Annotated in this window: 12 protein-coding genes; 9 read left to right on the top strand and 3 right to left on the bottom strand. The window is 44.4% G+C overall.

Annotated features, from left to right (window positions below; genetic code table 11):
- Positions 1-71 precede the first annotated feature (71 nt).
- The 6 genes from AB4589_RS16185 (at position 72) to AB4589_RS16160 (ending at position 5,225) form a co-directional block, all read left to right on the top strand.
- Positions 72-1,610 (top strand): sensor domain-containing diguanylate cyclase, encoded by a 1,539-nt coding sequence (locus AB4589_RS16185; protein ID WP_102258584.1) that lies wholly within the window; start codon positions 72-74, stop codon positions 1,608-1,610.
- 87 nt (positions 1,611-1,697) lie between these two features.
- Positions 1,698-2,228, top strand: a complete 531-nt coding sequence (locus tag AB4589_RS16180; protein WP_009847018.1) for a 3'-5' exonuclease — start codon at positions 1,698-1,700, stop codon at positions 2,226-2,228.
- Between the two features lie 369 nt (positions 2,229-2,597).
- Positions 2,598-2,954, top strand: a complete 357-nt coding sequence (locus AB4589_RS16175) for an antibiotic biosynthesis monooxygenase (RefSeq protein WP_012604199.1) — start codon at positions 2,598-2,600, stop codon at positions 2,952-2,954.
- Positions 2,955-2,969: 15 nt separating this feature from the next.
- Positions 2,970-3,665, top strand: coding sequence for a hypothetical protein (locus AB4589_RS16170; protein ID WP_372101124.1), 696 nt, complete (start codon positions 2,970-2,972; stop codon positions 3,663-3,665).
- A 418-nt stretch (positions 3,666-4,083) separates the two neighbouring features.
- Entirely contained in the window at positions 4,084-4,782 is a 699-nt protein-coding gene (locus AB4589_RS16165; protein WP_032499115.1) for a helix-turn-helix domain-containing protein, read from the top strand.
- A 5-nt stretch (positions 4,783-4,787) separates the two neighbouring features.
- Positions 4,788-5,225 (top strand): hypothetical protein, encoded by a 438-nt coding sequence (locus tag AB4589_RS16160; RefSeq protein WP_029222865.1) that lies wholly within the window; start codon positions 4,788-4,790, stop codon positions 5,223-5,225.
- Between the two features lie 33 nt (positions 5,226-5,258).
- Here AB4589_RS16160 and AB4589_RS16155 read toward each other — a convergent pair whose 3' ends face one another.
- The 3 genes from AB4589_RS16155 to AB4589_RS16145 all read right to left on the bottom strand — a co-directional run bounded on the left by AB4589_RS16155 (position 5,259) and on the right by AB4589_RS16145 (position 8,367).
- The gene (locus tag AB4589_RS16155; RefSeq protein ID WP_009847013.1) at positions 5,259-5,708 is read right to left on the bottom strand and encodes a TerB family tellurite resistance protein; all 450 of its coding nucleotides are present in this window, start codon (positions 5,706-5,708) and stop codon (positions 5,259-5,261) included.
- A gap of 112 nt (positions 5,709-5,820) precedes the next feature.
- Positions 5,821-7,857, bottom strand: coding sequence for an alkaline phosphatase family protein (locus tag AB4589_RS16150; RefSeq protein ID WP_372101122.1), 2,037 nt, complete (start codon positions 7,855-7,857; stop codon positions 5,821-5,823).
- A 24-nt stretch (positions 7,858-7,881) separates the two neighbouring features.
- Positions 7,882-8,367: a hypothetical protein gene (locus AB4589_RS16145; RefSeq protein ID WP_017101161.1), complete on the bottom strand. Its 486-nt coding sequence runs from the start codon at positions 8,365-8,367 to the stop codon at positions 7,882-7,884.
- An 81-nt stretch (positions 8,368-8,448) separates the two neighbouring features.
- Between AB4589_RS16145 and AB4589_RS16140 the strand changes: the two genes are divergently transcribed.
- The 3 genes from AB4589_RS16140 to AB4589_RS16130 all read left to right on the top strand — a co-directional run bounded on the left by AB4589_RS16140 (position 8,449) and on the right by AB4589_RS16130 (position 14,710).
- Positions 8,449-9,762, top strand: a complete 1,314-nt coding sequence (locus tag AB4589_RS16140) for a MipA/OmpV family protein (protein WP_372101120.1) — start codon at positions 8,449-8,451, stop codon at positions 9,760-9,762.
- Between the two features lie 227 nt (positions 9,763-9,989).
- Entirely contained in the window at positions 9,990-14,072 is a 4,083-nt protein-coding gene (gene hrpA, locus AB4589_RS16135; RefSeq protein WP_372101118.1) for an ATP-dependent RNA helicase HrpA, read from the top strand.
- A gap of 143 nt (positions 14,073-14,215) precedes the next feature.
- Positions 14,216-14,710, top strand: a complete 495-nt coding sequence (locus AB4589_RS16130; protein ID WP_009847008.1) for an outer membrane beta-barrel protein — start codon at positions 14,216-14,218, stop codon at positions 14,708-14,710.
- Positions 14,711-15,023: the final 313 nt, after the last annotated feature.

Below are 15,023 nucleotides of genomic sequence, written 5' to 3'. Positions count from 1 at the left end.
CTAAACATGAATGGAGCATTATTTCCGTCCGTTATATACTTTTCATTCAATAGAGCCTATTTGGAACCCGCATGCCCCAAACTACTGACCCACTAACAGGGTTGAAGAGACAAACTCTCCCGTTGGTCGTATTTTCGGTCAGTTTTTTGATTACTGTTTTGTGCTTTGTATTAGTCATGCTTAATCAAAAGCGTGCGCTGAATATGAATTTGGATAGTTTTGCTACTCACCAGACATTGAGCTTGGAAGCCTTTATAGATAATGATGTTGCATATATTGGGTCTGGTGCTAATTTTTTCTACGCAAATGACCCTGAAAATTGGGATAAGTTTGATCGCTTTGCTAAGCAAACCATAGATGATTCAAAGAGTTTAATTGCCTTGCAGTGGATGCAAAAAGTGCCCGCAGACGAGATAGCTGAGCACACTGCGAAAATGAAAGAAAAGTACCCATTCTTTAAGCTGTATACCATTCCTAAGAACCAAGCAAAAACCTATGGCTACATTTTGGATGGTCAGCCAGCTTTCGTTGCTAGCGATATTTTCCCCAATACAGAACCAAACAACAAAGTTCTTGGCTTTTACTCTTCTAGAGAGCGATTTGATCTCGTTCTAGATAATATCAAACAGACACGTAAGGCGAATATTTCAGACAAAGTTCGCTTGATACAAGATGGGCTAGATAAAGGCACAAAAAAGAGTGGCATGTTGGTGTATCACCCTGTCTTTGAGGGAGAGAGTGACAACTTACTCGGCGTTGTAATTGGTGTGGTTCGCACCACATACTATTTTGAGAACTTGCTGGCTTCGACGGTTGGGGATATGAATGTTTATGTCCGCGTTAGTGATGTCGGTTTTGAAGCCGAAGATGCACCTGTCTTGTTCGAAACGAAAGGTTATGAGGGTGTGACTGGACAACATATCACCAAGAAAATCACACTCACTAACCGTGAATGGGTTGTCGACTTCAAGATAGACTCATGCATTTCGTTTAATGGTTACCTGGTGTTGGCCGGGATTGCCCTCGTGGGCACGACTATTTCACTGTTGCTTTCTTATATCGTTAAACTGCAAGTCCAAGAAAAAGTACGCCTGTATAAAATGATTGATGAAAGAACGGAAGAACTCCGTTTTCTTGCCAATCATGACAGCCTCACAGAGATTTATAATCGACGAGCCTTTAATAAGGTGCTCGATAAAGCGATACAAGGTGACAAGCCGTTTAGCTTGATTGGATTTGATGTCGATAAATTTAAAGGGATTAATGATCAATTTGGCCACCCGGCTGGTGATGCCTTACTGGTTCATGTAATTCAGTTGATTTCAGGCAGTTTGAAAGAGGGCGATCATGTCTTCCGTATGGGAGGAGATGAGTTTGGTATCATTTCGAGCGTCATTGAACACGACGCACTGGCTCGTTATTTAGAATGCATTTTAGATACGGTGAGCGAGTCTCACTGTGAGCATAAAGGTCAACTATTGAGTTGTACTCTAAGTATCGGTGCTACCATCCGCAGTAAAGAAGACATCGAAGAACTCCTTCAAAAAACCGATAGTATGCTTTACCTAAGTAAGTCAAATGGCCGAAATCGCGTTACAATTGCAGGCTAAATGAGCACTTGATGCAACTAGGGTCGAGTTCTGTATTGGGCTCATGTACAATTTGACAAAATTTTTGACGAGAGAATTAGGCGACGTATGAATCACAATCGAGTGGTATGTTTCGATTTGGAAATGTGCTGTTGGAGCGAAGACGGTGTGGGAACAACAGGCGAGATCATTGAAGTTGGTCTTGCTGAAATTGATCTAGCATCTGGCACTATCGTCAAGCGAGCACAATACTACGTTAAGCCAGAGAAAGACGAAGTCTCTCTGTTCTGCGCCGAGCTAACGGGCATAACACCTCGTAAAATCGAAAAGCAAGGTCGTCCATTAGAATCTGTCATCAAGTCGATGATTAAGAACTTCGGTGGACCAAAAAAAATCTATGCAGCGTGGGGACGTGACGACCTTATCTTACACAAAGAGTGTATTGAGAAAGGCATCGAACCTCCGTTCAGCGAGTTCTTGAATATCGCCACGCTTTATCGAGTTCAGAATCGATTGAAAGAAAAACGTATTGGTCACCGTGCTGCTCAAGAAGCGAAAAACATTGAGTGGGAAGGTCGTCAGCACTCTGGTTATGTTGACGCTTATAACTTGGCAAAGCTTGCGCTGACTATGTTGTAATCGTTTGTATTTCAGAGAGGCGCTTGGTTAAATACTGAAAGGTTAAACACTTAAAGTTAGCCTGAATCTTGTGAGTTATTAAAATGAAGAGCCACCTACTTATTAGGTGGTTTTTTTGTGCCTGTTATTTGAGGGTAATGACGATCCAAATTGAGGGCAATGACTATTCACGTTAAGGGCAATGACTATCCCAAGAAACCTAATTTCAACAAGTGGTTTATCAATAGTGAATGGCTACATCGCCTATTTTACGAGTGAATAATATTGGTTTGAAATTTAGCTTTTTAATTAATATTAAATCGCAGGTCTCGACCTTGATTGGGGAGGGCTAGGTGGTAGCGTTAGCTCACCCAAAACAAGGAGAATAGGATGAAGAACATTATTAAGTATGGATTGGCACTGGGGGCGCTAAGCGTAAGTGCGTTGGTTTCGGCACAACCCGTTGTATTGATAAATACCTTTTCAGTCGAGCCGGCCCATGAGGCCGCTACATTAACGTATTGGGAAAATGCGCGAGACGTATTGATGAAGCAACCCGGATACCTATCGACCAAACTGCACCGCTCTTTAAGCTCGGACGCGACATACCGCTTTATCAATGTCGCTGAATGGGAGAGTAAGAAGCAATTCCATGATGCAATACAAGTGATGAGAAAAGAGCTACCACCTTTAAAAATCGAAGGGGTTTCTGCTGACCCTAACTTGTATGAAATTATTCGCGACTAATCAGGAAACCACATAATGAAAACAACTCTAGGAACCTTTTTAGCTATTTTTAGCTTTCTACTTTCAGCGACTCTTTTTTCAACCCATGCCCATGCTGCGGCATACGGTGTGTCAGTCGCTTGGAAAACCGACGATGCTCAAGCGGTATTTGAGGCGATGCCTCATCAGAAAAAAGCATTTGCTAACTTAATTGACGCGGGCTTGGTACACGATATGTTCGTATCGAAAAGCTTTATCGGAGACAAGAAATTTCCGATGATTAAGTTTGTGATTGAAGCGGACAGTGAACAGCACGTTCGAGAGTTGATTGGTAACCTACCATTCCAATTTAAAGAGCTTGTCGAGGTGACTGAAATCAGAGACATCGGTAATAAGTGGTTAAACACTGACGTCGCTTTCAAAAACTACGCAGTCGAACTCGCTTGGACAGAGCCTGAGAATCAATTCATTGTCGATGAGATTATCAGCCAAGATTTACAAATGGTTGTCGATTGGAGCGCTCAAGGCGTGATTACTTCTGCTTACTTAAAACATCAAGAAATAGCTCAAGAGAAGCCAAACCAAAAAGCGATGATCAGACCCATTTACTCAATGGCAATATTGGCTAAAAACGAAGAACAAGCTCGCGGAGTTGCCAGTCAGTTGAATGCAGTAAAGTTAGGCTTCGCTGAAGTTATGATTAGTGAACTTGGATTCAAACTGGAACTATAATTTCGCTAGAACAGAATTGTGACCTCGTTTTCAGATTGCGTAACGACGAGGTCTTAATATAGGACCATGACAAGTTTAGAGTTAAACTTAGCTATGTTCATAGGTGAGTGAGTTTTCGTGACTGGCTCACCTTGTTGTTATTTTATCTTGTTACTTGCTGAGCTTATATTTGGCTTAATTATTGACTAAACTTATTACTCTTCTTTTCCATGTATGGTTTGGTATTAGCTCGACCAAATAAACACCTTTTTGATGACCTTTTATTTATGAACGCCTCGCCGAAATGAACGCCAATAGTCCTGATAAGATCACCTTAGACGCTTCGGGTATCGAATTGAATAACAATACTCTCATTAATTCGAGCTCTAACAAGCAGGTCACCTTGTCTTCATCCGAAAGTTTGATCCTTGAACATTTGGTGATGAATAGCCCGAAAGCGATTGGCCGAGACTTCCTTCTTGAACATTGCTGGCCTGGGCGGGTGGTGACAGGAAGCTCGCTAAACGTAGCGATAAAGAACATTCGTACAGCGTTGAATGAACTGAACTGTGAGTGCAAAATTTTAACGGTTCAGAAGCAAGGGTACAGTTTTAGCAGGCCTCAACAGCTTGGTGGTTATCTATCAACACCCATTTCTGCTATTCAAACTCAAGTAGCTCAAGTTAATGTTCCTAATGAAACCGTTGAGCTAGAGGTTTTTAATACTGACAGTGATCGCAGTGATGACAGTAAAAGCGAGTCTGTATTACCCCAACAACGGGAACTTCATAAACAGCGAAGGGTTAAGAGTTTTCTCACTCGTCACCAATCTCGTATCGTAGGGATGGTCGTCAGCGCGCTTCTTCTCGTGCTGTTTTATCAGTTCGTTTTTTTTATGGATAAAACGAGCTATCGTGGCATGGATGTTTATCACGACAGTTTGAATTTTGATCAAGAATTATTAACCGAACTCAATACCGTCTCAGAACTCGGTGTTGATTCGCTTTATCTGCATCGCATCGGAGTTGGGTGCCAGAATATCCAAGCCGTCGCATTGATAAACGGGCGCTGGAAAGAGATGAGTCACCAGTTTAAATCTTTGTCTTGCGATGACGATAATGACGATGAGCGAGGGTGAGTGATATGAATCGTAAGTTTTGGATGCCTATCTTACTCACGTTTTTTGTGATTCTAAATGTAGGCTTAATTTCTGGGCTCGCAACCAAAAGTACTTATAAATTTTCCGCAGAATACCCGATGGTAGGCTGGGAAAAAATATCACTTCGATTGGAAAATGGTCGAGTCAAAATGCAGTACATTGGTTACGATATCGATGGGAATATCGCTCAAACTAAGCAGATGTTTGGCGTGTTCTTGCGCTGGGGGAATCATTACTACTTTTATCAATTGGATCAAGATCAGGCCCAAGATAAGCAGACATTCAATATCAAGCACTTATACATTCAACAAACACAAGGCAAGCGCAGTGTGTTGGTATCAAATCAGCGCGGCCTTTATGTCACTAAGAAGGGCACGCCGTTAGAGCTCAAAGGCATCATGCATGGCGACCGTTTACGTTGATCCAGTCACTAAACGTGAGTATCGAGCCTTTGGTTAGCTTTTACCGATGACGTTCAGCTTAGTTTTGATAAAGTCACTGTGGTCAACGTAGAGCAGTTCTGCGGTTTTACGGATCACTGAATCTTCAAGTGGGTCAATCTCTCCATCCGCATGCGCGACTTCCCACATAGCTTTGATTAATTCTATGCGAACCGGCTGCGAAAGCTCTCGCAGTTGAGAAGTGAAATCGTACAGAGAAACAGATTGTTCAACTTGAGGCTCAGCTTGTGTTAATAAAGCTTTTGATTCTTCTTCGGTTATGTTCAGTAAACGCTGAAGTAAGTGCAGTTTGGCTTGTTGCTCTGATTCGTTGATCGCGTGGTCTGCACCAGCGACTTCGCATAACAAGCTGGCGATGGCTAAGTTAGGTGAGGCAGTGGGCGTTTTGCCTAAATCAGAGCCGTCAACTAATTGTTTAAATAACGAGGTAAGTGAGTTAAACATAAGAGCATTCCAGTTATGGTGAATATTATTACTATTGGGCCTACGGAGTGTGATCGCAAGCGTCTTTACTTAAAACTGACATTACGAAGAGGTCAGCAATAAGGAACACGCCCTAGTAAGGTTCAGGAAAGCGGGTGGTTTTACCGTCACCACTAAGTGTTGTGATCGACAGTGGTTTACCATCCTCATCTAGCCTTAACTCACCAATCGCACTTCGGTTTGAAAGGCGATAGAAGGTTTGATTGTCTGGGCTTCGCTTCTCGATCTTTAAGCGCTTTCGCTTGGTGAAATAGTTCAGAATCGAGCGCGGGCTATACAATAGTCTGTCCCACACATCACAGAATTTAAGCAGCGGCGCTGGGAATTGATTTTTAATGCCACTACAGGTGATTTGATAAATGTTCGGGCTATTTCGGCGGTATCTAAGCTTGATATCGTAAGCAAAGGAGTAGTGAACATCGCCCGAAAGCACCACGAAATTGGTCGGTGTTTTGGTATGGGTAAAGATACTGATCAGCGTATTGGCACTGCCCGGATGTGCCATCCAGTTTTCAGCGTCAATCACCAATGGCTTACCAATTGTTGTCGCCATTTTTTGTAGTGTTTCAATGAACTTAACGCCGAACATTGGCGCAGCAGAAATAATCACGACTTTATCTTGATGCATCAATTGATGTTGAAATTCAATCAAGGCCTCCCAGTCCATCAAACCTGAAGGTTTATTCATACGAGATTCCGAACGCCAGCGACGGGTTCGGGTATCCAACACAATGACTTTGGGTGAAGTATCTATTGTGTAATGCCACTCCTCAAAGCGACTCAACATCTCAATGAAGGCTCGATGCTTGTTTGGCTCGATGTCGCTAACAGAGTGAGTAGTCGCGGCATCGCCGGTTTCACTGTTCGTTTGTTTAAGGTTGTCCGTTTGTTCAACGTCATGCGTTTGTTTAAGAACGCGCGCTTGATCGACAAAAAGCTGTTTTGCTTGCTCGATGAATGTCTCGTCGAAGCTCTCCGGTTTATTACCCCAGCCCTGACACATCCAGTAGGCCGCAAGGCCGTTACCAATGACTTGAGTTGCGAACTGGTTTTGGTCTACGGCATGTTCCCAACCCACGGTAAGGTTCCAATCATCGGTCACATCGTGATCATCAAAGATCATGTACGTAGGGATATGTGCGAACAGACGTTGTACTTGCGGTAAGCCAGCAATGAAATCATCCATGATGACGCTTTCATCACGCCACTGTTGCTGCTCAGTCGGTGTTAATTGGCGTCCACCTTGAGTGAAGTTATTCTCAATTAAGCGCTCTCGATTGACACACTGCCACAGTGTCGGCGACCAAACTAACAGGTACATCGCGATAAACTCAGACAGCGTGACCAAGTGGTTTTCACAATCGGTAGAGCTAAAAATCGGTACGCCACGATTCGGGAAGAACTTATCGAGCATGGATTCTGAAGTGGTGTGGTGTGGCAAGTACTGATCACGTTGATATAAGTGATATTCGCTCTCAAATAAGGCGTCACTGCTGTTGATTCGGTTAACTTGCGAGTCAGTCGGTAAGCTCTCTCCCACTAGGCCAAGCAATTGAATCACTTGCTGAATAGCATCAAGTGTTGGGCCTGCCACATGGTCAGCGTAGATCTGATCGCCGCTCATCATCAGCATATCGGGTCTTTCAGCGACGGTTTGATCGGCAATCTTGTTATCTGCTGCGACTAGGCTGTCTTTGCTTGGATGATGTGGATTACGGCAAGAGCCATGAAGAATGTAATCAGCCGAGGTCGATATCTTAAACTCAACGCGAGATTTACCGTTGTAAACAAGGTGAGGGGCAAGCTCTTTTAATGAGCCTGACTCTGTGTGAACGTCATACTCTAGAGGTGTATTCGTCGGGAACTCGCCTTGTAAGCGGATGAGCGTTACCCACGCATGTGTACCGATTTGAATCGAATCATGATCTTCAAGCGATGAGGTATAAAACGGTTGGTCTGGCTCTACGTCAGAATTACGGGTATACAGTTCGGCTCTGCCTGTCAGAGGCGAGCTGGTGGCTAACCAAAGTACGACTTCAGTTGCAGTCGTTTTTCTTAAAATGGGTCCGGCGAGTAACAGGGGAAGAGATGATGTCGTAGAGGGTTTCAATACGGTACCTAAAATCGTTGGTGGCTAGTCGTCGTGGTGTTGTTTTGTTTCGAGCTTGTTCGTTTCAGGCTCTGTTATGTCAGGCGCGATCATTTCAGACTCAGGTGTTTCAGAACCATCTGCTTCAAGGAGTTCGATAACTTCCGAGCTAGAAAGTTCATGGCCCATTAGAAATATTGCCAATAGGGCATCGGCTTTGGTCTTAGTATCGGATGTGTCGTCTAACACTTGCTCTAGTTTTTCACGAATCATAGCAATTTCGTGTTCAACAAAACCACGGCCTTCTTCATCCCCTTGATTGTCTTCAGGGGCATTATCGAACTCAAGAAATAGCATGTCGCCGTCTAGGTTGGTATTCACCAAACGCTCGGGCAACCATGCCTCACCAATAACAATATCCGGATCGGAATCTTTGGGTAAGTGATCTATAATGTTTTGTAATTCGGAGACTTTCACAATGCTTTCATTTAACCGAGAATATTCTACATTGTAACGGTCAATGCCGCTCAAACCTAAAATTAGTTAGCCGTTATGGCTAATAAATGTCTATTCAGTAACACAAAATTTATTACAAAGAGTAATTACATAAGAATGAAGCTCAAATATTTACCGACTCTCGCTTCGTCGGGCGTTGTTTTCGTCAGTAGCGTTTTCCTAAGTGCGAATGCGTGGGCCGCTGAAGAGCAAGAGTGGGGCATCGCTGCAATGTTTCGTACGGCAAGTATTCCTTACGACACGTCAGGTGGCGACCAAACGGTTAGCTCTTTTGTTCCAATGCTATTTTTCAAGAACGACTATGTGTTCATTGATGGAACTGAGATGGGTGCTTACCTTTATCAACCCGATGACGAGAAATGGTCTCTTAATGCTATCTCTCGCATGCGCTTTATTGATATCCCTGCTTCTGAGCAGAATGAAATTGAAGGTGATACGGCGGACTTTGGTGCTCAACTGACTTACCAACTTGATGGGCCTTGGTCTGTCGAAACGGAGTTAATGAGCGACAGTGAATTCAATTTTCACGGTAACTTACGTGCGAAAGCTAAGTATGAAACCGGAGACTGGGAGTTCACTCCGCGTGCGACACTGCGCTATAAAAGTGCGGATTTCAACAGCGAGTATTACTCAGCAGCCAATGAAACCATCGGCGCAGGTGTGGACCTGAATGTCGGTGTAGAAGCGCGTTACCATGTGGTTTCGAACTTATACTTATTGGGTTCAACCAGTGTGACTCGACTGGATGACAACGCTTACGATTCGTCGATTGTCGAAGACCGTTATCAAGGCGAACTTTACCTTGGTTTTGGCTTTTTCAATGATAAAACCAAAGCGCCAAAACCTAAGCTGAGCAATGCGCCGTATTTACGTGTTGCACACGGCTGGGCGACGCCATCGAATATTGGCGACATCATGAAATTCAACAGGGAGAAAGACGAATACAACAACCAGTTGACCTCCTTCTTCTATGGCCACCCGTTAACCGATGAGATCTTCGGTTTCCCATTGGACATCTACTTAACACCGGGTATCGCGCATCACTGGAATTCAGATGTTCAGTCAAGCAGCACCGAATACATTGTCGCAATTAAAGCGTATTACACTTTCGACTGGCCAACTCAATGGCGTGTTGGTGTGGCAGAAGGTATGTCTTACATCGATTCGCTGACTTACATCGAAGCGAAAGAGATGAAAGAGAAGGGTTATAACGGGAGCCACTTGCTTAATTATCTCGACTTTTCGTTCGACGTAAACGTAGGTGATTTAATGAGTAAGAATGACCTGAACAACTTATGGTTCGGCTATTCGTTGCATCACCGCTCTGCTATTTTTGAAAACGCCTCTCAGTTTGGTCGAATCAAAGGCGGCAGTAACTACAACACGGTTTATCTACAGTACGAGTTTTAAGCGCGTTTTTTAGCAGGCAGTTTATAACAGGCGTTTTTAGCGTTTAGTTTTTAACTGTGATTTTTGAAACATTCGGTTTGCGTTCGTCACGCTTCCATCGCTTTTACTAACGTGAGAGTGACTAATCAGCCTGATAGCAAAAGGTTTTCCCTTTGTTGTCAGGCTTTTTTGTTTGAGACTTGTGATATAATCGCGCGAGTTTAATAAGTACAAGAATAGGACACGCTTTGACTTCGTCTCCGGAAAAAGCAGATAACAACAAGAATGCAGCACAGCCAAGTTCTTCACAGAGCAAAGCGAAATCAAATAAGCCTGCATCGAACCGACCTGCTAAACAATTAAATGCTGAACAATCAAATACCAAAAAAGCTGAACAATCAGCGACAAAGACAAAATCATCTCAGAATAGCCCAGTATCTCTTCGTAAAGCGCTCCACGAATGTATGATGCGTGATCGCTTCCGTTTGAGTAAGCGAATTACTGGCGCGAGTAAAATCAAGAACGAACAATCTAAGCACGCTGTCTTCGATGAGATTGCGTTAGATATTGCCAAGTCAATGATGACGGCAACTCAGCGTGCTGCGCAGAAACCAACCATCGAATACCCAGAGATTCTCCCAGTAAGCCAAAAGCGCGATGATATTGCGAAAGCCATTGCTGAAAACCAAGTAGTTATCGTGGCGGGTGAAACGGGTTCGGGAAAAACTACTCAGTTACCCAAGATCTGTTCTGAGCTTGGCCGAGGTCGTTTTGGCCTAATTGGTCATACTCAGCCTCGTCGTCTTGCGGCGCGTTCGGTTGCAAACCGTATTGCGGAAGAGATGGAAACGCAGTTGGGTGAATTCGTTGGTTACAAGGTTCGATTCAACGACCAAATTTCTGAAAACACCCAAATCAAATTGATGACCGACGGTATTCTACTGGCGGAAATTCAACACGACCGTTTCTTAAGCCAGTACGACACCATCATTATCGATGAAGCGCACGAACGTAGCCTGAACATCGACTTCATCATGGGTTACTTGAGAGAGCTTCTACCAAAGCGTCCTGACTTGAAAGTGATTATCACGTCGGCGACTATCGATCCTGAGCGTTTCTCGAAGCACTTTAACAACGCGCCGATCATTGAAGTGTCAGGCCGTACTTACCCAGTAGATACGCGTTACCGCCCACTAGGTGGTGATGACAGTGATTCAGACCGCGATCAAATCGAAGGTATCTTTGAAGCGGTGGATGAGCTGTGTGATGAAGGCCAAGGCGATATCTTGATCTTCATGAACGGTGAGCGTGAGATTCGTGATACCGCGGACTCTTTAAGTAAACGTAACTTGCGTGATACCGAAATTGTTCCGCTTTACGCACGCCTTTCTGCGGGTGAACAGAACCGTATCTTCCAGTCTCATACTGGTCGACGCATCGTTCTGGCGACCAACGTGGCAGAAACCTCGTTAACCGTTCCGGGTATTAAGTATGTCATCGACCCGGGTACGGCGCGTATCAGCCGTTACAGCTATCGCACTAAAGTACAGCGCCTACCGATTGAGCCAGTGTCTCAAGCGAGTGCTAACCAGCGTAAAGGTCGTTGTGGTCGTGTTGCTGAAGGTATCTGTATTCGCCTGTACTCTGAGGAAGATTTTGAATCACGCCCAGAGTTTACTGACCCTGAGATTCTTCGTACTAACCTAGCATCGGTTATCCTTCAGATGACAGCGTTAGGCCTAGGCGACATTCAAGCATTCCCATTTGTTGAAGCGCCCGATAAGCGCAATATTCAAGATGGTGTAAGGCTACTTGAAGAGTTGGGTGCGATTGCGACAGTTGAACCGTCAGCGAACAAAAACAAGAACCATGGCGACGATAAGAAGAAGCTAACGGCAATTGGTCGTAAGCTCGCTAAGCTGCCGATTGATCCACGTTTAGCGCGTATGGTGATTGAAGCGCCAAGCAACCGCTGTTTGCACGAAGTAATGGTGATTGCCTCTGCATTGTCGATTCAAGACCCGCGTGAGCGTCCATCAGACAAGCAACAATCATCTGACGATAAGCACAAGCGCTTCTTCGATAAAGAGTCGGACTTCATCACGTTTGTGAACCTTTGGGATTACGTTAAGCAGCAACAAAAAGAGCTGTCGAGTAACCAGTTCCGCAAACAGTGTAAGCAAGATTATTTAAACTATTTACGTATCCGTGAATGGCAAGATGTGTACTTCCAAATTCACCAAGCAATGCGTGAATTGGACACTAAGCTGAATACAGAACCGGGCAGCTACGACGGCATTCACATGTCACTGCTATCAGGTCTGCTTTCGCACATTGGTATGAAAGACCAAGAGAAGAATGAATATCAAGGTGCTCGTAACGCACGATTCCATATCTTCCCTGCGTCAGGCCTATTTAAGAAACAGCCTAAGTGGATCATGTCTGCGGAGCTGGTGGAAACCTCAAAACTTTGGGGCCGTGTTATCGCCAAAATTCAGCCTGAATGGATTGAACCATTAGCGAAACACTTGATTAAGCGTAGCTACAGCGAACCACATTGGTCGAAGAAGCAAGCGGCAGTAATGGCACACGAAAAAGTGATGCTTTACGGAATCCCAATCATCCCGAAACGTTTAGTGAACTATGGTGCGATTGACGCAACCGTCAGCCGTGAGCTGTTTGTACGTAGCGCACTTGTTGAAGGTGAGTGGGAAACTAAACATGCCTTCTTCAAACAAAACCGTAAGCTTCTACAAGAAGTGGAAGAGCTTGAGCATAAGTCTCGCCGTCGTGACATCTTGATCGACGATGATGAACTGTTCGACTTTTATGACCAACGTGTGGGTGAAGAGGCGGTTTCAGGACGTCACTTCGACACATGGTGGAAGAAGACCAGCCAGAAAGCACCGGAGCTGCTTAACTTTGAAAAGTCGATGCTGTTCCGAGGCGATGCTAGCCACGTTACTGATTTGGATTACCCGAACTTCTGGCACCAAAACGGTATCAAGCTGAAGCTGAGCTACCAATTTGAGCCGGGCGATGACAACGATGGTGTAACGGTACACATTCCGCTGCCTATCTTGAACCAAATAGACCAGAACGGTTTTGATTGGCAGATCCCAGGCCTACGTCAGGAACTGGTGATTAGCCTAATTAAGTCGTTACCAAAAACGCTACGCCGTAACTTTGTGCCTGCGCCAAACTATGCAGATGCGTTCTTGGCTCGTGTTACGCCGCTTGAAGCTCCATTATTGGATTCGCTTGAGAAAGAGCTGCGCCGCATGACCGGTGTGGAAGTGGTACGTGATGACTGGAAGTTAGACCAGATTCCAGAGCACTTAAAGGTAACATTCCGTGCTGTGGATCATCGCAAGCGCAAACTGAAAGAGCAGAAAGACCTGCATGAGTTGAAAGAAAGCCTGAAAGACAAGGTTCAAGAAACACTTTCTAAAGTGGCAGACGATGACATCGAGCAGCAAAACCTGCATACGTGGAGCTTTGGTGAGTTACCAAAAGTCTACCAACAGAAACGTGGTGGCTATGATGTTAAAGCCTTCCCAGCACTGGTGGACACCAAAGACAGCGTAGAGATCAAATTGTTCGAAACAGAACAAGAGCAGATCACTGCAATGAAATCGGGTCAGCGTCGTTTAATTCTGTTGAACGTACCATCACCGATCAAATACTTGCACTCGAATTTACCGAACAAATCTAAGCTCGGTTTGTACTTCAACCCATACGGACAGGTGCTCGATCTTATCGATGACTGTATCGCTTGTGGTATTGATAAGCTGATTGAGCAGAAGGGCGGCATAGTTTGGGAGCCAGAGCAGTTTGAAGCTCTAAAAGAACACGTACGTGCAGAGTTGGATGACACCGTTGTTGAGATTGCTCAGCAGGTTGAAACCATCTTAACCACGGCATTCGCCATCAGTAAGAAGCTGAAAGGGCGTGTGGATCTTTCAATGGCATTTGCGCTTTCAGACATTAAAGCTCAAATAGAAGGTTTGATTTTTAAGGGGTTTGCCACAGAATGCGGCTGGAAACGCTTGCCGGATATTCTACGCTATATGAAAGCGATAGAGCGCCGAATGGAAAAACTGCCGATTGACCCGAATAAAGATCGCCTTCATATGATCAAAGTGGACTCTGTAATGAATGATTACAAAGAGCTGCTGAATAAAATTCCAAAAGGGATCGCGGTTCCAGAAAATGTAAAAGAGGTGCGTTGGATGATAGAAGAGCTTCGTGTAAGCTTCTTCGCACAGCAACTCGGTACACCTTACCCAGTATCAGATAAGCGTGTTAAAAACGCGATTGATGCTTGCTAAACGAATAAAGCTAGACGCAGTGGCAAGGTTTGGGTATAAATCTTGCTTATTGCATTACTAATTGAATAGTTATTACATACAGGGCGACTTGGTGGCAATTCATTACCACGCAAGGCCTGCCAACAGGACGAAAAAGGTCGAATATGAAAAAAACGTTATTGGCTCTAGCACTGCTAGGTGCATCTTCAACAGCGATGGCTGATTCTTGGTTGTACGGCGGCGCAATGGGTGGTCAAAACTCATTAGGTAATCAAGAAGAGACAGCGATGGGTATCCACGTGGGTACGGGCATCCTTCCATTTATTGGTGTTGAAGCGGGTTACTGGGATCTAGGTTCTTTCGACAGTGTTAAATACGGCAACCAAACACTGACTAAACTAGACGCAAGCACAACTTACCTAGCAATCAAACCAAGCATCGACTTTGGTCCTCTTCACGTATACGCGAAGGGTGGTCTTCACTCTTACGAGCTTAAAGCGAACGGCTTCAAGCAAGACGAAGTTGATATCATGTACGGTGTAGGCGCAGAATACTTCATCTTTGGCCCACTATCTGTAGGCGCTAGCTACCAAAACTTCAACATGAAAGATGACGACTCAGGCGTTTTCTCTCTAAACGCAACTATCCACCTACTGTAATTAATCAGTAAGGCGATCGTAAATAGCGGTCGGATAATTGTTTGATGGGTTTATAATACCAATCGTAGTAAATAACTGTTCATCCTAGCTAGTTAAAACGCTCGATAACTTCGTTAGAAATTTTGATTGTAGAATAACTACTTATCAAAAATTGCTGCCTTGTTCTCAAGCCTTTTTCCGGCGCTATTTATGATCATTTACTTACTGTGATTGGTATAAAAACTCATAAAAAATGCCAGCTTGATAGCTGGCATTTTTGTATCTATTGACCGGGTAATCTTGACGGTATTTTCTGACCGTAGACCGTAGACCG

This window comes from Vibrio sp. 10N.222.49.A3 (assembly GCF_041475145.1).
GTDB lineage: Bacteria > Pseudomonadota > Gammaproteobacteria > Enterobacterales > Vibrionaceae > Vibrio > Vibrio tasmaniensis_A.
Note: the sequence above shows the minus strand (reverse complement) of the source record. Positions and strands in the feature narration are given on the sequence as shown.

Coding starts and splice junctions, on each gene's coding strand:
- AB4589_RS16140 (WP_372101120.1), top strand. CDS start 8,449: ATGAAGCTCAAATATTTACCGACTCTCGCTTCGTCGGGCGTTGTTTTC.
- AB4589_RS16155 (WP_009847013.1), bottom strand. CDS start 5,708: ATGTTTAACTCACTTACCTCGTTATTTAAACAATTAGTTGACGGCTCT.
- AB4589_RS16170 (WP_372101124.1), top strand. CDS start 2,970: ATGAAAACAACTCTAGGAACCTTTTTAGCTATTTTTAGCTTTCTACTT.
- AB4589_RS16160 (WP_029222865.1), top strand. CDS start 4,788: ATGAATCGTAAGTTTTGGATGCCTATCTTACTCACGTTTTTTGTGATT.
- AB4589_RS16185 (WP_102258584.1), top strand. CDS start 72: ATGCCCCAAACTACTGACCCACTAACAGGGTTGAAGAGACAAACTCTC.
- AB4589_RS16175 (WP_012604199.1), top strand. CDS start 2,598: ATGAAGAACATTATTAAGTATGGATTGGCACTGGGGGCGCTAAGCGTA.
- AB4589_RS16180 (WP_009847018.1), top strand. CDS start 1,698: ATGAATCACAATCGAGTGGTATGTTTCGATTTGGAAATGTGCTGTTGG.
- AB4589_RS16130 (WP_009847008.1), top strand. CDS start 14,216: ATGAAAAAAACGTTATTGGCTCTAGCACTGCTAGGTGCATCTTCAACA.